An 18696-nucleotide genomic window follows, 5' to 3' on the forward strand; every position below is an offset into this window, starting at 1 on the left:
CCCTCGTATCTGCACCATCTGCTCAAGGACCGCACGGCCGGGTCCCGTCCGCTGCCAGGGCGGCAGGCGGTGCGGTCAGGTCAGTGACCGGGAGATCGGTCTTGGCACGGAGCAGCTCCGCGGTAGCCCAGTCGCCGGTAAACACCTGTGCCGGCTTTTCGCCGGTGCGCTTGGCGATCCGGGCGACGGCCTGAGTGATCTGGGCAGCCAGTTCCCGGTTGGAGGGGTTGTTCGGTTCGCCCTTGGCGGGGCCGGAAACGATGAAGTCCCTGCCGCCGACAAGAGTGTGCACCGCCCAGCGGCACAGGTTCGGCTGGCGATCCACCAGGACGGCCACCCCGTGGCGTTCGCTCACTGCCTTCAGGGCCGGGACGAACCGGGCCGTCGGCGGCACCGGCATCGGAACGGCGGTCACCGGACACCGCCTGCGATGTCTTCAAGGGTGATCGGCTTCAGGCTGGACTGGATGCCTGCCTGGTGTTCGGGGATAGAGGCGTGGAAAGCCATCAGCTCCGAGGGGCTCGTGAACTCCTGGCTGTTGTGCAGCTCGTGGATGGCGTGGTAGATCCGCTGCTCGGTGGTGGGCATGGCGGCGAAGACGTCGGCGGCGCGGTTGATCAGATCGGCGTCCGGGTAGGTGGAGCCGACTTCGATGGTGAACATGCCCTTGGGCTCCAGCGGGTTGGCGCCGCGCAGGACCCTGGTCCAGGTCGCTGCCCGGTGCGCCCATTCGGCGGCGAGACGCCGGTGGGCCGGGGCTGGTCGACGTCTTCCTCTTTCCAGTACGGGTAGTAGTCCCCGAGCTCCATTTCGTCCAGCTCCTGCGCGAAGGCTTGCTGCTTGGGGAACACGAGGGCGTACACCTCGCCTGTTTCGGGGTCGTCGGTGACGGCGACCTTGATCATGTTCGGGGCGCAGCTGTGTTCGCCGGAGAGGATCTGCCCGACGTGGACGGTCTGGGCCTGGACGGCGTCGAAGATGACCGACTCCGGCCGGGGTGTCCCGGCCAGGTCGGCGGCATCCAGGGCCTTGGCGGCGAACTCGGCGATCTGTTCGATTTCGATCCGGTCCCGGATCGGTTCCATCGTTTCGCGCAGCCGGGCCGCCAGGTCCAGCAGGTCAGTGCCGGGGTTCAGGCGGTAGCCGTGCGGGACGTTCAGGGTCAGGTCAGTCATTGTCCTTGACCTCCACCAGCTTGGCCCACTCGGGCACGTTGTCGATCCAGTGCTGGGACCGGACGTTGACCAGCAGGACGATCACCGGAACGGACGGGCGCTCAGCGGGCCAGCCGGTTTCACCGTCGGTGGCAATCACGATGGCCGAAGGCTTCTTGGGCAGGGACAGGGCGTGCTCGATGGCTTCGCACATGTCGGTGCCGCCTCGTCCGGCGATTTCCGTGACCGAGTCCTTGCCGTTGAACTTCACGGACTGGTGGACGATCGTGTCGACATCCGCAACGACCAGGTCGTCGCCCCTGATGTTCAGCTTCCGGGCAATGCCGATGACTTCGTTCGGTCAGGAGCTCGGCGAGCTTGTCCGGGGAGAGATCCATGGCGGGAGCGTTCAGCGGGTGATACTTGAGTCCCTTGCCGCGGGAGTAGATCATCCCGGTGGCCGGAAGACCGAGGCCGGGAAAGTCTGAACGGTCGCCGGGGCGTCCGTCGGCCGTGGCCTTTTGCGCGGGCATCGGCACGGTAAGCGGGGAGGATGTCCTTGGGGGACGTGGGGGCGATTGCAGTGGCTGTCATGCTCAGTATGTGTACGGCGCCGGCCGCTGCGCTCACCGGATCAAGGCCCTGCTCTCCCCTGGTGCCGCTCTGCCGGCCACTCCCACCGAACGACCAGAAAACGACCACTTGGTCGAGTGGGGAAATCCGGGGAATATAGGGCCCCTACTACTCTACTTAAACGACCTTAAAAGAGAGATATATATAATGGCTGCCTTGTTCTCTCTCTAATGGGCACCCTCCTTTCCTAGTTAATACACTTCTTCTTCCATAGAGGGCCTATCCTCCGCGGTCGTTTTGGTCGAGTGAGGGCCCTGCGGGGTTCAAGATCTGCGCCAGCGTTGGGATGCGAGGCCATTTGGCCACCCTACCGGCGGTAGGTTGCCGGGCGATTAAGGGACCGAATGTGGTGGAGTGGCTGCTTGACACCCCCGGTGAGAGACGTCCGTTTTAGGCCTCGTGATAACCCGAGGAACGATATTCCGGCTCTAGAGACGATGGTTATCACGTTTCCCATTGCGCCATGGAAACCCCTTTTTCACGTTGGCAGCCGTATGCCGCAAAAAACGCGTTGACTCGTAAAACTCCCCTCCATTCCTGTCTTCGCCACGTCCGCGGATCCTCGATGGGGCATACTTTCAGTGCCAGCATCACGCGAAGCCTCACTGCCCGCGCGAGACCAGAAACCGCTGGCCTTGCATAAGGAGCGCGGTTTGGCACAGCAAAGTCGGGGACGAAAGCAAGCGGGCAGGCCCGCCGGCCCTGGACGCGGGGCTATTGAACCGTTTACCGCCCAGACAGTTGATGCCGCGCTGAAATCACAGGCTCACCGTGCCGTCCGCCATGTAGTACGACTACGGAACGAGCATCCTGATCTGTCAGATGCTGACATTCTCAAGAAACTGGAGAGCAAGTTCCGCCGTGATGCCTTCGAGATTGGTCGCAAGGCTGGTGCGGCCGCGGCGTCTGAGGGCACAGCTCCGACTGCGACGGTCGACACAATCGCGGGAAGATTGACCCTCGAGTCCGCGGTCTTCTTCGTTCTCGCCGCGACCGAAGCCTACGAAGTTCCCCTCGCCGAGCTTGAGGACCGAGAGGATCTGGTTCGGGCTGTACTCCTCGCTGAAGGTACCAACAAGGCCGTCCGCCGGCTGGCGTCGCGGGCAGCCCCGCATGTGGCCAGAAAGATTGTGGTCAAGATTCCCGCATCATCCTTCAAACCGATCAACGATGCCTTTGGCTACCGCATCGTCACGAAACGCGGCCAGACAGGTGACATCGTGCTTGAGGATGCCGCAGCTAAAATCGCGGGGAGTCTCATAGGAATCGGGACCCATGTACTCTTCACCCAAAACGTCATTCGGGTCACCAAACGAACCTTGGAAGGCATCCGGGAGGCCTCAGGTCGCAAGGGTGATGTCCTGGACGAACCTGTCGAAGTTGTGGACGAAGGCACATCGGGGCCTGACCTCGCGGCTAGGTAGGGCCGTGCGCTGTGGGCGGTGACACCGCTGCCCTGCTCCGTACACATGAGAGGCATGACATCCCTCGGAATTGATCTCTCAGACCTCGGCATCACGCCAATTGTTGACGCGCCGGAGCAGGCGCCGGCCGAACCCGCCGACGACGGACGAACCCTTATCGTTGGTTCCACCCTGGCCAAGGCCCTCTACAGCGTGTGGTCCGGCGCTCCGATCACAATCGTGGATTCCCCTCCCGGTGCCGGTAAGACCACCTTGGTAGCCCAGGCTGTGGCCTACTTCCGCGAACGTTCCAACCTGAAGATCATCGTCGCGTGCGCCACTCGCCGCGCGGCTTACGACATTGCCGAGCGGATCGCTGCCGAGCTGGGCCCGGACCGAGAGGGCAACCCGCAGGTCGCCCACCGCGGGCGCCACGTACGCGGTCGGACAGTTCCTCACTGAATGGGGTGTCCTGGACGGCACCGACAAAACCCCGGGTACGGCACACTCGAGCACCGACGGTTGGACTGTAGCCGTCAACGGCTCCGAGCAGACCGGGAAGATCACCGACGTCGTCCTGATAGCCCACGACGAGATCGTGCTGTTCCACGGCAAGACTCCTGACCCGCTCCCGTTCACGTTCACGTTCCCGGACGGGCTGTAGCCGTCATGAGCAACGGCAGGATGCGGCTACGCGTTCGGACGCCCAGCCGGGTCCTGCCGTTGACGTATCCACCAGGTTCTCCGCACACGTTGAGCCACGACCCAGCCTTTCGGGCCTCCTTCCATAGGTGCAAGCCCATTCCTCAGCCTGGACCGCCCATAACCAGTCCGATTAAAACGCCGCGTCGACCAAAATAGGAACGACTGCAGTACTAGTTATCTTCCAGGCTCAAGCGCAGAATAAGTGAACGCATCTGGGCCCGACTCTTGTTACTGAGGCGGGTGGCGCGTAACGGTCTCGTCATTCAGAAGACACTTTTTCTTCGGAGGAAAGAAAATGACGCTTCAAGAGGCCGTTTCGACTTGCCTGTCCAAATATGCAACTTTTTCGGGCCGTGCCCGCCGTTCGGAGTTCTGGATGGCCAACCTCGCCTTTTGCCTGGCGTTATTTGCGTGGGGCATCTTGGCTATGCTCACGCAATGGGAGATCCTCAGATTCCTTGGGACACTTTTCTTCCTGGCGTGTTTGCTGCCCCTTTTGACGGTGTCGGTCCGTCGGCTTCATGACGTGGGGCGATCAGGGCTGTGGCTATTGATCGGATTTGTCCCCTTCGGGAGCATCGTTACTTTCGTCTTTTCCTGCATGGACAGTGTGCCCTATACCAATCGATACGGCCCGCCTCCCAAGCCAGTTCCTTACTACTACCTACCGACAGCAGGCCCGCTGCCGCCGGTCCCACCACCAGCTGATGAGTCGGAGCTTCCCTTCTATCGGGCGCGCCGAAAGGCGGCCCTTGAGGAGTCGGGCAAGCAGCGCTACGAATCCGTTGAGCCAGGCCTGGACTCCCAAAAAGTCGAGGACTACTTCGCCAGGGCAAAGGAGCAGAAAACGGCCCCAAACAGGGAGCCGAAGCCTGCCTTTAGCTTCTCGACGATGAGTCGAAGGACGCTTGGCATCGCTGCCTCCGGCTTCGTCTTCGTGGTCCTCTTGGTCGGCATCTTCCTGGGCCAGAACTCGTGGCGGCCCACAGGCCAGGATCCAGTCCAGGCCGGAGCCACCGTTCCCCAGCCGGCCCCGGCGCCATACACGCCTCCCGCGCAAGCCACTCCCAGCCCACCCGAGACGACCCAGGCTGCTGGGGCCGCGGCAGTGCCGCCCGCAATTCCAACCACGACATCCCAGGCCGAGCCACAGCCCGTCCTGCCGCCAACACAGGCCACCGCTCTTCAGCCCGGCGACCTGGGGCTCACATCGCCACTGCGCCCCGTGGGCTGCACGGGCCAGTACATCGTCGTCTACCACTCGTCGACAGACCCGACGGTCTACGCCCAGGACATCCAAACGAACCTGCAGAGCCATCCGGGATCCAAGTACCTGCTGACCCTTGGGAGCTGCTCGTCACTGAATCAGATCTCAAATGCAGGGACCATGATTTACGCGGTTTACGGCGGCCCTTTCGTCACGTTGACCCAAGCGTGCGTGGCGGCTTCCCGGTTCCCTGGTGATTCGTATGTGAAGATCTTGGACGCCGCCACCGCACCTGATCAGGCCATACGTTCCTGCCAATGAAAGACACAGGAGGGCACCCGGGGGCGCAGTGCCGTCGCTCCAGCCGCCTCAGTATGCGGCTGACATGCCTGGGCACGGCCGGCATTGTAGGGGTGCTGGCTGCTTGCACCGGCCCCCCTCCGGAGCATCCTGCCGCCACCCCCGAAACACCTTCGGTGCAATCCGCCGCCACCACGCCGACCTCTTTAGCTCGGGCCGAAGTCACCGTCAACTTTCCCGGGGCATCGGGCTTGGAAGCCACCGTGACAAACCGTCCCCAAACGCCCGACATGCAAGTCGCGCTGCCGCCCCAAGCATCCTTGGACCAAGTCGTGGACCTCGACATGAAAACCGGCGCGTTTCCCGCATCGGGCGCCCAAGTCACCTTCGCATTGAATCAACCTGTGCCAGGTGACAAGGTCGCGTTTGTTGCCAACTGGGACCCCGGCAGCCAAAGCTGGGTTCCCCTGGCCAGCGAAACATCCCCAGATGGAAAATCAATCAGCGCGAAACTGGCTCACTTCTCGACCTACGGTTTGGCCTTCTGGAGCAACCTCACCGGGAAACTGCTGAGTGTCCGCACGAGTCGTCCCGATTGCCCGGCACCACCCCCAAACTGGGACGACAACTCAGCGCCGCAGTTCTTCGACGACATCAACGGGCCCGTCCTCTGGTGCGCCACCACCGACCCGGCCCACCCCGACGACCTCGAGATTAAGCTCAAGTTGAACCGTGGAGCCGCCGCCGCCATCACAACGGCCATCAAGCCGAATTGGTCTCACAGCGACCTGTGGCAAGGCAATACCCCAGAAACCTGGTCCACCATGGTCCTTAGCGGTCCGGATGCCCTGGTGCCGGACCCAGGGGCATATTTCATCCAGCCCACGGGCGAGTACGAGTTCGGCTTCGGCAAAGCCGATGTGCTCAACTTCTGGCACTCGAACCGAACCAAGCCGCTAATACAGGTGGACGCAACCGTCCCATACGTTCTCGCCGGACTGATCTACACCCAGATTTCTGATGCATCAGTCGTCCCAGCGTTGTCCTTGATAACGACCACTATGGCTATTGCCCAGTGCTCATCAGAAATCTATGGGGCGGGCGTCGATCTGACGCTATCAAGCTCGTCTCTCAAGTCTCTTGGAGCGCAGCTACCCGGGTTGATGGGAGCCCTCGCGTCGTGCATGTCCGGCCAGAGCGATTCCGTTGCTCAGGCTGCCGCCAATTATTGGGCAACCAGGAATCCCGCGTCGACCATCACGGAGGTCGAAAAGAGCGCTCACCTTGCCGCTAAGAGAATCCTGGTAGCGGCCCGTATCTATGCAGCCGCACAAGCACTGGCCCCGGTCGCTGATGCAGCCACCGACTTGCTGCTCGACCCGATCGCACGGCAGTTCATATTCCAGCCCAGCGACCAAGCACTAAAGGACTACGTTCAGAACAACAGGCCTACAGTTCCAGGCCTCCCGGTAGTGCTGGAGGGCAAATGGTGCTCACAATTGAACCCCAGCAACTGCTTCAGCGTCGCGGATGAGAAGGCCAAGCACCCCGACCTGTTCGTATACTACAGCGGCCCTGCGAAAGATGCGCCCGGCGCAACGGACTACGCCTTCTGCATCGGACATACGCCCGGAGCGGGAAACACATGTTCTACCGCAGGGTCCATATTTGTTCGTTATTTTCCCGTAGGGGTTGGATGGGACTGCTCAAAGAACCACGCATACTACGACCAAATTCCCATATGCGATCCGGATTACTCGGCGGCGCACGACCTGTCCAGACCAAGAATCATCCACCCTCCGAACCATCAGCAGGGCAGTGTTTACCACGATTCTGAGCCAATGTATCTGGTCAGCGGGGGCGGAGGCTCGAATTGATGAACTAGACCGAGCCCAACCAGCTCTAGAGGATGCACGCAGGGCGCGACCCGTGTGCGGACTTGGGACCGCAACGGGTACGCAAAGGCCCGATTCGTCAGCGTGAAGGGGCCGGGATGGCAGAGAGGTAGCGCTTCATGTCCAATTTCAGCGTGTGCGTGTTGGTGCGCCCCGCTTATTGAGGCCAAGGGACCGGTAACCCCGAACCGGTGCCAGTGGTAGTTGGTCCCCCCGGATGCACAGTATCCGGAGTTCACCAACCTGACGGTCGCCCAGCGCGGCTTCCAGGCGAACGCCCGCATCATCACCACCTCCGACCAGGTCCTGCACGGCTCACCCGATGCGATCACCCTGGTAGCTGTCCTGCAAAGCAAGGACATTCCGCTCGACCAGGGCACCCTCACGGCCGCGCTCCGCGGCTGGAACCACACCCGCTATGTCGCCACCGTGGCGCAGGAACTGCGGACCAATCCCGCCCAGCCGTAACAAATCCAGCCTGCCGACCGTGGCCATGGACAATAATCCTCGGACCGGCAGAGCCGCGCAGAGAGCACTCCGGGCATTTCCTTGACCGCCCGCGGCGCCGTCATCGAGCAGATACCGCCTCCACTACTCAAATACGTCAGCATCCCTTCAAAAGGACCGAATAAAGTCACGATCCTGGGACCGGGTGAAACCGTCGAATATAAAGTCGACACAACGGCGGCACCAAGCATGGGGATCATGATCAAGCCCTCCCCGCCCGCCTATCTAGCCACCGCATTACATTTCGTGATGGAGACCGCGGCCGTGATGTACGGCAGGTTTCACAAGGTCGCCGACTCCCTGGCCGTGAGCGCTGTCCTGAACGCAATGGAAGCGGCTAGCTGCGCCTCCGCTATACAGGGCATGGCCGAATCTGCTGATGTGAGTACCTCGGAGGCCGCAGCGACCTATCTGAAAACGGCCTTGCGGGCGGTCTGGCCATGCCTCGGCCGAACGATGGAACACCTCACGGCCGGAACGTCCGATGCTTTCGCCGTCATGGTTGGCGGCGTCGTTTCGTGGGTAGAGACAGGGATCGAGATTGTGACCAACGGCGTCCACGCCATGGCGGACACGATTTTGGACCCCAACGGGTATCGATCGTCGTCACTGTCCCGTCAGGGCTCCAGACCTACAGCGGGAGTCTCGGCACGGGCACGACAATGCTAGGAGAGAAATCGCCGTACCAGGCCGCCGTGGTCTTCCAGTATCCTGCTGCCTGGTCAATCAGCCCTGTTCCGTTGCCGCCACTAATGGCTGACACGGAAAACGGCGTCGGCGTTGTCAGCAACACGGGTCTGCACGAATTCCAGCTTGTTTTCTACGCAGACTTGGAGGGGCCATGCGGTCCCGTGCCAGCAAAACTCGTCGAGGTCACCCCGGTGACGGTAAACCCCGGCAACGATTCCAGGACGGGTCAGCAATCCATCGTCGCTACTCTGCTGCACCCAGCGCAGAGCTACGGCTACAGCTTCCCGGTCGTGCTGACACTGCAATTAACCGATTCCCCGGACACGGTCGCCGCGAACGGTCAAGACTGTCCCGGCCGGCCGAGCTTCAGAGCCGGCCCTGTGTTCGGTCGCTTCCTCCATCAGAGGGGCTTCAATACCGAGCAGGAGGCTCTCGCCTACCTGCACGGGGAAGACGCACGGCAAATCAAAGCCGTTATGGCATCGCTGACTGTCAGCATCCACTGACTCGGGCCGAATGATCCGCAGAGGGGGAGCCTCGGCGTCCCACCAGAAACCGCCGAGGCCATCCCTGTTGATCAGACGAGGACTGCCTGCGCGGCTTCCTGCCGGCGGCGGATGTCCTCCGGGTTGGTCGATGCGATTGTCAGGAACGTCGGCGGCAGGACGACCTCAACCGGAACGGCACGGCCGGTCAGGTCCGCGTAGGTGCCGACTCCCCCTTGGGGCCGCGCGGAGCCATTCCGGGTGGAGCAGCAGCTCGCGTGGCACGGAGGCCTTCTTCGGGTCCCACTCCTCGGGCCGGTAGCCCAGGATCGATTCGGGTCCGGTGACGGTGGCGGTGAAGTCCCGGCCGTTCAGATGCCAGGAGACTTCAATCTCGACCTGGGCGTCGTCGATGTCCTCGTACTTGACGTTCGGGTTGAAGATGCCGGTCTTCAGTTCCTGGTCGGTGGGCTGGCGGCGGGCTTCGAGGGCCACGACGCGGCCGCCGATTTCGACCCGGGTCTCCCACCGGTATTCGCCGATGGTGCCGCCGGCGCCGGTGGCCAGGGAGACGCATTCCTCGACAAACTGCCCGGTCTTGCCGACACGCCAGTTGCCGGCCTTGTCTTCGGCGTTCTTCGCCGGAGCGTCGGGCATGACGTCATCAAGCTGGTTGATCAGGGCGGCCCAGTTGCCCCGCTTGGCCAGGAAGTCGTCCACGCCGTCTTTGGTGGTCGACCCGTCATCCCCCGCGGTGGTCTGCGGGTTCAGGTACAGGACCTCGGCCATCTTGGACTTCTCGAACAGCTGCGTGGAGAGTTTGTTGGCTGCGGCGTGCACGGCCGGGTTGACGGCAATGTCGGCGTCGAACGCGATCCAGCCGATACGGTCCTTCAACTGGATTTCGCGCCAGTCCACGGCGTTGCCGGAAGCGTTGTAGACGCCGCCGATGGAGACGATCAGAACCCGGTCATCGTGCGGGATGCGCTCGAGCAGTTCGCGCAGCTTCGCCACCGGGTTCTCGACCCCTTCAGAGCGCAGCTCGGAGTAGGTGATGCCGTTGTGGACCAGGTACGCCGAGAGAGCCGAGTCGCCTTTGAGCATGCCTTCGGCAAACATCACGACCGGGGTGGTGTCGACCCAGTCGGTCGGGATGGCCGGGTGCAGATCCAGCGGGGTGCCGATGTTGGAGACGAACTCGTACTTCAGCGGCTTGCCGGCCTCGTTGTTCTCGGGGAACTCGGGGCGGACCTGGTAGGTGTGCGGGACGGGCCGCTCATTCTCACGCTTGGCCTTCACGATGCCGGCCAGGGAGTACCACGGCATGACCATGCCGTCCTTGCCGGGGGCCGAGAGGGTGCGCTTGAACCGTTTGCCCTGACCGGAGTTTCCGACCACCTGCATCTTGCGGGCCATCTCGGCGTAGTTGGTCTTGTCGATACGGGTGTAGCCGCGCGCGGCCGCAACGAGCGGTGCGACGCCCGAGTCCTTCAGCTTGAAGGCACCGGAACCGGTGATGCTGGAAGCGTAGTCGGACGCCTCCCACGGCGGCAGTCCGGTGAAGTTGGGGTCGAGCCCGTTCAGGCTGGTGAGGTCAATGCTGCCGGCCGCGGACTGGACGGAGGGCTGCGCCGCGTCCCCGTCTGCCTGCACGCCGGAGTCCGGATCGGTTTGGTTTGTAATCTCTTCCATGGTGAACCCCTATGCGCCCCGGAAGAGCACGGGCGTCACTATGCTGCATGGCACCGATGGATCGGGCGGCAGCCGGTGTGGCTAAAGTCCTTCCCCGAGCAGTCGGATTGGCGGCTCAAGGCTGTCCGGGGTCCTCGGGATGCGGCTGTAGGTAGGGTCATGCCTGTTGACCCTACCGATCATGAGGTAGAGAATAATCCGACGCCGGGGGGACTCGCGCACTCAATGGTGAGTGTGGCGAAGAAACGACCCTAGGAGATGCAATGAAGCTTAAAGCAATCGCGTCCTGTATCGCGTCGATCGGCCTGTTGGGCCTATCAGCCGCCCCGGCAGGCGCCAACCCGGCGGTGCCGTTCAGCTTCCCGGAGGAGTGTGGATTCTCGCCATTTACACAAAGCACTTTCTGCACCACCATCAGCGGCGTCATCATCATTAATCCGGCCAATCATGGCGGCGTGCAAACTGCTGTGGGCCACACGACGACTGTCACGGCGGAATACGCGGGCTTCGGGAAGGACGGTCCGTTATTGCAGCAAACTACGGACACGCGTCACTCCGTGTCAGTGTTCAAAGACGGCATTTCACAGGCGTCATACGAAAATATTGTGTTGCTGACCGCCGCGAACGGTGCCACGTGCACCCTTCGCGTCACCTTCATTCTGAGCCAAGACGTGGTGAGGCATATCGACGAGGGCTTCGTTTGTAGGTAGTCAGACCTTCCACCACCATCAAGGGCGTCCCGTCAGCAACAGATCATGCCGGCCGGACGCCCTTGTGTTGACCCTCCCCGAATGTGTCCGGCTTAGAGGTCGTCCTCGGTGATGGCGAACTCGTCCTGGGCGACCAGGACTGCGTACTCCTTGATCTTGCGGACGTAGGCCCGGGCGGTGGAGCGGGACACATCCAAGGCATCGGCGATCTCATCGACCGTGGCGATCCTCGGTTCATGGTCTTCGCTGTACAGGCCCGAAAGCCACAACTCAGCGGCCTTCCCCAGCCGCTCGTTGTAGGCGCTGGTGCGTTCCACGATCAGCTGGATGAACCGCGGGCCCTCGACCGGGTGCAGGACGAAGTCGGTGTCGATCGGCTCGGAGTAATCATGGTCGGCGATGTCATCCTGTGCCCGGCTGACCCGGAGGTCCTCCACGGTGGCGATGACACCCTGTTTGACCGGGTTGGACCGCTTCTCCCACATCTTCGCGTTGTGGGTGTCCACGATCTCCTGGTCTGAGGGTTCGCGGCCCATTTCCTTGCGGATCTCGTCCCTGGTGGCGTCGAGGACACGCTTGCGCCGCAGCGCGGAGGTCATCTCCGCCCTCGGCGCGCCTTCTTTATCGATGTAGTCGCGGACGGCGGCACGGGCCTGGACGCGGAGCATTCCTTCCCAGTTTTCGATGCCGTCGAGCAGCTCGTCGTCTTCGAATTCCTCGGTGAGCATCTTCAGCGCGGTCATGGACACGATGGACGCGAAGTCCCCCAAGTGCTGGTCCGGTTCGTGTAGTCCGTTGTTCGAAAATCATCGGCCTTTCGCTGGACTCATGTAAGAGGCCGGCCCGCTATCAGTCATACCTTCAGTGCCGGCGTCACGCGAAGTCTCACTCTCATCACGATAATGTGGCAATGCCGGCATTAGACGAGGAGAAGCCGTTTGGTAGAGCAAAGAGGCGGTCGTAGATCTGGTAGAAGGCCCGCCGGCCGGCCGGTCACCCGCGGCGGTTGAAGTGGTTGCGAAAGGAGAATCCGGCCAGGTCGCGGGATGACCTTGCCAGGGAACTTGAACGCAGATTGTGGCGGGAAACGCGTCGCATCGGAAGTTCGAACGGCCAAGGAAACCGCGTTCTGTCCACCAAATCGTTCCGCGCACTGGACGCCACCCGTACGGTGGCCGCAAACAGTCAGATGAGCTGGTCCAGCTTGGCCCAGAAGGCCTGGCGAAGCTCCCGTCGCACACCTTGCAGATCCGTCTTGTACTCCCCGATCCGCTGCGCGCAGTCCTTCAGCAGCACCCGGTCCACATCAGCGGAAAGGATTGGCCGGTCGGCCGGAAGCTCGTTCAAAGACATCCTGGACAGCAACAGCTTCGACGAAAACCGGCAGTACGAAGTGCTGGAAAACCTCAAGGACCGGGTCGGCCAGTTTGCTGACCGTGAAGAAACACTCCGACTAACGTCGAAGGACCGCCACAGCGATCGTGGCGGTCCTTCGACTTTCATCCCGGCAGCAAGTCTTTGCCCCGACGTCGTGGTAGCCGCCACGCAGGGGCACCGATTACCTAAGGATGGTCCATGTCCCGTCGCTGACAGTCAGAACTCCCTTCAATTGGAGAGATCGGAGCCGATTGCGAAGTTCCTCTGGGTCACCTGGCCACATCCGGACGACTTCGTCGATATGGGCTCCTCGCACGTATAGGTCACCATTTGACGCCCTGGCGATTCGGCGGATGATTTCGCCCTCGTCTTCAGTCAGCAGCTTGATCTTCGTAAAGACTTTCAAAGCGGCGGCAGCGAGAGCGGCCACGTCCAAGCGGTAGCCAGGCAGGATGGAATTCGCATACAGGACAAGAGTCTCGAAGCGGAAGTCCTTGCAAGCCTCAATGTTGATGAAGATGTTTGTCCGCGCGATGATGACAACACTTCGGTCCCGTGTGTCGGGGATACTGGCGGTCTCTGACTTCATGTAGCCTTCCCGCTCAAGTCGCGGGGCTAACGCCATAGCGATGAGTCCTTGGCATGGCCCGTGCGGAATCGGGCATTCCTCCAAAACCAGCCCCATCCAGTTGTCTTCGTCTTGGAGCAACTCCCAAGCCATGTCGACACCTCCGAGTCCAGTGTGGTGGATCGCGGAGTTCTGCGCCAGACACCTTGTGCCCTTCGAAAGCTCGCTTGCCAAGGCGAAGAAGCTATGGGGGTCGACATCGGCTGCGGGCGCAAGCCTATACCGGCTTGTACTCCTCCAGGCCAGCGCGGCGAGGTCCAAGGACACCAGGTTCCCGTCGTGGAACTCCCGGTTGAGAACATGCACGCGGGTCTCCATCCTTGGCACGAGGCCGGTGCGATGCTGGTGCCAGTACCCCGAGAACAGGAATTGTTTGTCGATCGAGTAGGCACCGCCCAGGGCCCCGAACCGCACTCCCCCGAGGCTCCAGCGGCGCCCGCGGGGGGGCGTACAGCAGCCGGTCGCTGATGACTCCAAACGGTCAGCTTCGACTGGGGCAACGCCCTTAACCGCATCCTCCTGCAGCTGGACCCGAAGTACCCGATCGTGCCCGTGGGCCAGCAGATGGATTACAACCACCTCTGCGGCCCCTGGCCCCCCATTTAAGAGCACCTCGGGAACCGCTGGGTTAACCGTGTCATTCTTGCCCATGACAAGACCCTGGTCCGCGGGGACGTGCTCATTGACGACAAGCCGGGCATTACCGGAAACATGACGCCGACCTGGCAGCACCTCGTCTTCGACCAGTCCTACAACCGCAGCCTCGCGGAAGCTCCGCGGCTTCGGGAGTGGAAGGACTGGGAAGCCGCCCTCTATCCCCTGCTGGAGATGGCCGCCGCCTAGTAGGAGCCCACCGCAGTCACCCTGGAAGCCGCATCGAGAGGTGCGGCTTCTGTCATGTCCGGTGGTGTTCCCTCTGTCCTTGGACGCAGTTTTACGTGTCCCTCCCACAATGGGTCTGGGCCGGCGGCAAAAATCACGTCTTCACAATGACCCGGTATACGCATTTTCGGAGGTTTCCGGGTCCCGCCCTAATCTCCCCGGGAAAGCAACATGGCCCCCATTTGGGAGCCATGTGATAACCATCGTCTCTAGAGCCGGAATATCGTTCCTCAGGTTATCACATGAGGTAAAACAGACGTCTCTCACAAATACAACCGATCGACCGTATCCGGTCGTTCAAACGTTCGGGAACCTACCGCCGGTAGGGTGACAAAACGGCCCTGCATCCCAATACTGGCGCGGATTTTGCCACCGGCTTGACCCCCACTCGACCAAAACGACCTGGGAGGAGACACCTATATGGAAGGGAAAGTGTATTAACTAGGAAGGGAGGGCCCTCTAGGAGAAGAGAACAAGGGGCCCCCTTATATATATCTCTATTTCTGGTCGTTTAAGTAGAGTAGTAGTAGTAGGGGCCCTATATTTCCCGGTATTCCGCGGATTTCCCACTCGACCAGGTGGTCGTTTCATGGTCGATCGGTGGGAGTGGCCGGTAGAGCGGCGAATTGGGCTCTTTTGCAGCCCGGGAGGTATTCGGGACAGCCCAGCCAGTTGCGGCTCATCCGACCCACGCCGGCCCCTGCACCCCAGTCGGATCGTTGCCTGCCCGCCGGCCCGGGCCACTACACTTACGGAATGACAGAACCTTCGGCCTACGAACTCGAAGCGTGGCGCAACGTCAAACTGTTCAAGGGCCGACCCATTTCAAACGGAATGAGAAGCGCCGGCGAGCAAGTGACCAACGGCGCCACGAAGTTCAAGGGACGCGCCACGCAGTACCTGGCCAACCGCCCGGGAGCCGACTTCGTTGCCAAGAGCGCCAAAACCGTCGGCACTAAAGCCCGTCAGGCCGTCGACGCCATCCCCGACGGCCTGACCGACTGGGGCGGCGCAGTTCTTGGATCGGCGCAGCAGACCGCGGCAAGGATCGCCCGCGTAGGGCTCTCGCCCAAAGGGATGGTGAAGAAGCACGTCAAGCTCGGGCACGACGTTGCGCTGCTTTCCGACCTGCGCCGTCTCGACCTCCAGCAGATCGACGCCGTCCGTGGACGGGGAGCGCAATGGGGCTACCCGATCATCGCCGCAGCCTCCGGGGCGGTGGCAGGAGTTCTGATCACTGGCGGGGAACTCGCCGTCCCTCTCACCGGCGGCGCCGCGGCAGCGCCTTCGGGAGGGGTAATCGCCGGCGCCTTCTTTGGCGACGCCGCAGTTGTTCTCAGCCTCTCCTCCCGCTGCGTCGGCGCAACGTCGCTGCTCTACGGCTACGATCCGGAAGATCCTGCCGAGAAGCTCTTCATTATGTCCGTTGTAAACGCCGGAACAGCGATGTCGGCCAGCGCAAAGACCGCCGCCATGGCCGACATCTCGCGGCTCACCCAGGCACTCGTCCGCGGCAGAACCTGGGCCGTCCTGGACAGGTCGCTGGTCTCCCAGGTCTCGAAGCAATTCGCGAAGGCGTTCGGAACCCGCCTGACCAAACAGGGGCTCGGCAAAGTGATCCCTGCAGCGGGGACCCTCATTGGATTCACACTTAACTGGGCGACGCTGGAATCGATCGTTGACGTCGCAAACAACGAATACCGCAAGCGATTCCTTCTCGAGAAGTACGCGCACCTCGCGGCCGAGGAGGCATCCGCACCGTTCACCGATGGCGTCCCGGACGAGGCTGACGAGGTCATCAGCGTGATCGGTGAGATCGTCGAAGCGGGCGGACCCGACCTCCACTGACCCGGGGCAGGTCACAGGCGGGCCGTGGCGGCGACGTTTCAGTGCAAGGCCACACACATGTCGGACATGATGACATCACCGAACCGGCAGCCCAAGGGACCATCGCCGGGCGGACAGTTTGCCACCGACCTGCAGGCCGAACCGGTCCTGCTTCTTGACTCTTCCCGGCGCGAGCTCATCCTCTCCCCCGGCGCCGCCGACACGTTTCCGGAACTGGCCGACGGAGACGTCATTGAGGCCGTCAACGTGAGCCTGCTCCGACAACGGGGTCCGGCTACTGGATCTCCCGGCCGAAACGGAGAACATCAAAGACCTCATCACCGACTCCGATTCCGGCTACGGCCACACTCTGGACTCTTGTCTTGAGACGAACGGCGCAGTCATCGAGGAGTTCAAGGCACCGAATGCGCCGTCAGGGAGCTCGGTCTCTCAACTAGCTTTCCCATCCGTCTCTCAGCTAGGCTACTTCTACAAGACCTACCCGAGCGGGACTGGATAACAGGGACTCCAGCCTCCGTAACGGACCCCGCAGCCATAGGCCTCACCACACACCTACCCGAGCGGGACTGGACAGAACCAGCCCGCAACGGACCCCACAGCCATAGGCCTCACCACACACCTACCCGAGCGGGACTGGACAGAACCAGCCCGCAACGGACCCCACAGCCATAGGCCTCACCACACACCTACCCGAGCGGGACTGGACAGAACCAGCCCGCAACGGACCCCACAGCCATAGGCCTCACCACACACCTACCCGAGCGGGACTGGACAGAACCAGCCCGCAACGGACCCCACAGCCATAGGCCTCACCACACACCTACCCGAGCGGGACTGGACAGAACCAGCCCGCAACGGACCCCACAGCCATAGGCCTCACCACACACCTACCCGAGCGGGACTGGACAGAACCAGCCCGCAACGGACCCCACAGCCATACGGCCATCCTGATGCGTCGCGTAGCCGATCTATCTGGCTCCGGACGCAAATCTACTCGCGATGCAATGCAGTGGGCCCGGCGCCGCCCGCTGCATTTGCGGCTAGGCGCGCCGTGTGCCTTTCCGCAGGCTGCCCGCAACGCTCCGTAGCATTGAGGTCATGGGTCTTCGAGGTCAGTCAGGTGCATCCCTGGGTGGAAGTGTTGTCCGCACACGGCAGCGGAAGCTGCAGCGCAACAGCTCCCCCTGTCCGACCTGCGGAGCCGGCAAAGGCTCGGCGTGCTTCGACAATACCCTTGGCGGCGGGCTAAGGAAGCTCGCCCGGACGCATCGGGCGCCTGCAGCACCGCAGCCGTCCGGCGGCTCCGGCAAATCGGCCAACAAGACCGTCAGGAGTGCCAGGCAGGCCTACCAGAAGGCGGAGGAGCTCGGGCCGATCATCCCTGTTCGGCCGACCCGGCTCCGGATGGACCGGTCGCCGCGGCTTGGACCCGGGCAGATGTACGTGATGCGGGCAGGGGCCGTCTACCACCCCGCCTGGTGCTCGATGGTGGCCGCCAAGTGGGACAGCGACCCCGAGGGGCTGCTGCTGATCGCGGAGGACACCGTGGGCGGGCGCCGCGACTGCAAGGCCTGCGAGGAACCGCTGACCGACTAGATGTACTGCTCAGGGACGTTGGTTGGGTGAATGTGATGACTCGCTGGAGTCGTTGACTCATGGGTGAGGACCTCCGGTTGCACAGTGGAGTTGCTTAGACAACCGCTGAGGCGACCAGGAGGTCCTCAATGTCCCACGCTAATGCCGCTTTGACTCCGCGCCAACGGTTACGCGTCACGCGTCTCGTCATTGACCACGGCTGGCCGGTGTCTCGGGCTGCCGAACAGTTCAATTGCTCATGGCCCACGGCCAAACGGTGGGCGGCCCGATATGCCGCTATGGGCGAAGCCGGTATGACCGACAGATCCTCGCGCCCACACCGGGTGGCGAACCGGACCCCGCCGCAACTGGTTCGCCAGGTCGTGCACCTGCGCTGGAAGCAAAGGCTGGGGCCGGTCGCGATCGGAGCGAAACTGGCCATGCCCGCCTCCACGGTCCACGCGGTCCTGGTGCGCTGCCGGCTGAACCGGTTGCATCACGTGGACAAGCGCACCGGGGAAGTCATCCGCCGCTACGAACACGGGACACCGGGGGCGATGATCCATGTCGACGTGAAAAAACTCGGCAATATTCCCGACGGCGGCGGCTGGCGCTACGTCGGCCCGAAGGAAGGCAACAGGAATCGGGCAGGTACACCTGACAAACCGCAAAGCAGCCACCGCAACCGGTTGATCGGCACCTCCTACGTGCACACCGTCATCGATGACCATTCCAGGGTCGCCTACGCCGAGATCCACGGCGACGAAACAGCGCCCACCGCAGCCGCCGTCCTGAAACGCGCCGTGTCCTGGTTCGCCGCCCGCGGCGTCACCGTCGAGCGGGTCCTCTCCGACAACGGTTCAGCCTACAAATCCCACCTCTGGTGTCAGCGATGGTCGAAAAGTGAGCCATTTCGCGGGTTGAAAACTGAGCCACTTTGACGTTGGTTATTCTGCCGTATTTTCCGGCCTTGTCGAGGGCAACGAGTCCGCCAGGGTGTGTTTG

General features: G+C 62.4%; 19 protein-coding genes and 1 pseudogene. 12 read left to right on the forward strand and 8 right to left on the reverse strand.

Translation table 11 applies throughout. From position 1 onward, the window contains the following. Positions 1-22 precede the first annotated feature (22 nt). The 4 genes from B1A87_RS07125 to B1A87_RS07140 are packed head-to-tail and all read right to left on the reverse strand — an operon-like array spanning position 23 to position 1503. On the reverse strand, positions 23-415 hold the full coding sequence (locus B1A87_RS07125; RefSeq protein ID WP_185982268.1) for a hypothetical protein: 393 nt from the start codon (positions 413-415) through the stop codon (positions 23-25). After that, a complete protein-coding gene (locus B1A87_RS07130) occupies positions 412-663 on the reverse strand; it encodes a hypothetical protein (RefSeq protein ID WP_078028231.1) in 252 nt (83 codons plus the stop codon). Before B1A87_RS07130 ends, B1A87_RS07125 begins: the two co-directional genes overlap by 4 nt. Next, positions 618-1175 carry a hypothetical protein gene (locus B1A87_RS07135; RefSeq protein WP_078028232.1) on the reverse strand — a complete coding sequence of 186 codons (558 nt, stop codon included), beginning with the start codon at positions 1173-1175 and terminating at the stop codon, positions 618-620. The genes B1A87_RS07130 and B1A87_RS07135 overlap by 46 nt, the downstream gene beginning before the upstream one ends. Beyond that, the gene (locus B1A87_RS07140; RefSeq protein WP_078028233.1) at positions 1168-1503 is read right to left on the reverse strand and encodes a VWA-like domain-containing protein; all 336 of its coding nucleotides are present in this window, start codon (positions 1501-1503) and stop codon (positions 1168-1170) included. Before B1A87_RS07140 ends, B1A87_RS07135 begins: the two co-directional genes overlap by 8 nt. Positions 1504-2440: 937 nt before the next feature. On the opposite strand from B1A87_RS07140, the gene B1A87_RS07145 reads away from it, so the two are divergent. From B1A87_RS07145 to B1A87_RS07180, 7 genes and pseudogenes are all read left to right on the forward strand, one after another. After that, entirely contained in the window at positions 2441-3211 is a 771-nt protein-coding gene (locus tag B1A87_RS07145) for a hypothetical protein (RefSeq protein WP_139362811.1), read from the forward strand. 54 nt (positions 3212-3265) lie between these two features. Further along, positions 3266-3652, forward strand: a complete 387-nt coding sequence (locus B1A87_RS07150) for an AAA family ATPase (RefSeq protein WP_260680730.1) — start codon at positions 3266-3268, stop codon at positions 3650-3652. Positions 3653-4190: 538 nt separating this feature from the next. Continuing rightward, entirely contained in the window at positions 4191-5423 is a 1233-nt protein-coding gene (locus B1A87_RS07160) for a DUF805 domain-containing protein (RefSeq protein WP_078028236.1), read from the forward strand. A gap of 155 nt (positions 5424-5578) precedes the next feature. Beyond that, positions 5579-7279 carry a hypothetical protein gene (locus B1A87_RS07165; RefSeq protein WP_139362812.1) on the forward strand — a complete coding sequence of 567 codons (1701 nt, stop codon included), beginning with the start codon at positions 5579-5581 and terminating at the stop codon, positions 7277-7279. A gap of 249 nt (positions 7280-7528) precedes the next feature. Beyond that, positions 7529-7606: pseudogene (locus B1A87_RS07170) on the forward strand (flagellar basal body rod C-terminal domain-containing protein); the annotation flags it as partial. Between the two features lie 240 nt (positions 7607-7846). Then, the gene (locus B1A87_RS07175) at positions 7847-8473 is read left to right on the forward strand and encodes a hypothetical protein (protein ID WP_139362813.1); all 627 of its coding nucleotides are present in this window, start codon (positions 7847-7849) and stop codon (positions 8471-8473) included. A gap of 83 nt (positions 8474-8556) precedes the next feature. After that, positions 8557-9000 (forward strand): hypothetical protein, encoded by a 444-nt coding sequence (locus B1A87_RS07180; RefSeq protein ID WP_139362814.1) that lies wholly within the window; start codon positions 8557-8559, stop codon positions 8998-9000. A 165-nt stretch (positions 9001-9165) separates the two neighbouring features. Here B1A87_RS07180 and B1A87_RS07185 read toward each other — a convergent pair whose 3' ends face one another. Continuing rightward, positions 9166-10671 (reverse strand): DUF3854 domain-containing protein, encoded by a 1506-nt coding sequence (locus B1A87_RS07185; RefSeq protein WP_260680731.1) that lies wholly within the window; start codon positions 10669-10671, stop codon positions 9166-9168. A 263-nt stretch (positions 10672-10934) separates the two neighbouring features. On the opposite strand from B1A87_RS07185, the gene B1A87_RS07190 reads away from it, so the two are divergent. Further along, positions 10935-11381: a hypothetical protein gene (locus B1A87_RS07190; protein ID WP_078028241.1), complete on the forward strand. Its 447-nt coding sequence runs from the start codon at positions 10935-10937 to the stop codon at positions 11379-11381. 92 nt (positions 11382-11473) lie between these two features. On the opposite strand, the gene B1A87_RS07195 is transcribed toward B1A87_RS07190, so the two are convergent. The 3 genes from B1A87_RS07195 to B1A87_RS07205 form a co-directional block, all read right to left on the reverse strand. Then, positions 11474-12151: an HTH domain-containing protein gene (locus B1A87_RS07195; RefSeq protein WP_260680732.1), complete on the reverse strand. Its 678-nt coding sequence runs from the start codon at positions 12149-12151 to the stop codon at positions 11474-11476. Positions 12152-12566: 415 nt separating this feature from the next. Beyond that, positions 12567-12728, reverse strand: coding sequence for a hypothetical protein (locus B1A87_RS07200; protein WP_260680733.1), 162 nt, complete (start codon positions 12726-12728; stop codon positions 12567-12569). Between the two features lie 211 nt (positions 12729-12939). Continuing rightward, a complete protein-coding gene (locus B1A87_RS07205) occupies positions 12940-14037 on the reverse strand; it encodes a hypothetical protein (RefSeq protein WP_139362815.1) in 1098 nt (365 codons plus the stop codon). Positions 14038-14061: 24 nt separating this feature from the next. Between B1A87_RS07205 and B1A87_RS07210 the strand changes: the two genes are divergently transcribed. The 4 genes from B1A87_RS07210 to B1A87_RS07225 all read left to right on the forward strand — a co-directional run bounded on the left by B1A87_RS07210 (position 14062) and on the right by B1A87_RS07225 (position 18632). Then, on the forward strand, positions 14062-14229 hold the full coding sequence (locus B1A87_RS07210; protein ID WP_260680734.1) for a hypothetical protein: 168 nt from the start codon (positions 14062-14064) through the stop codon (positions 14227-14229). 795 nt (positions 14230-15024) lie between these two features. Continuing rightward, positions 15025-16116: an EcsC family protein gene (locus B1A87_RS07215; protein ID WP_260680735.1), complete on the forward strand. Its 1092-nt coding sequence runs from the start codon at positions 15025-15027 to the stop codon at positions 16114-16116. Positions 16117-17214: 1098 nt separating this feature from the next. Next, on the forward strand, positions 17215-17712 hold the full coding sequence (locus B1A87_RS07220; protein ID WP_078029599.1) for a hypothetical protein: 498 nt from the start codon (positions 17215-17217) through the stop codon (positions 17710-17712). Between the two features lie 128 nt (positions 17713-17840). Continuing rightward, positions 17841-18632 carry a DDE-type integrase/transposase/recombinase gene (locus B1A87_RS07225; protein WP_078029511.1) on the forward strand — a complete coding sequence of 264 codons (792 nt, stop codon included), beginning with the start codon at positions 17841-17843 and terminating at the stop codon, positions 18630-18632. The last annotated feature ends 64 nt before the right edge of the window (positions 18633-18696 follow it).

The sequence above is a fragment of the Arthrobacter sp. KBS0703 genome, from assembly GCF_002008315.2.
GTDB lineage: Bacteria > Actinomycetota > Actinomycetes > Actinomycetales > Micrococcaceae > Arthrobacter.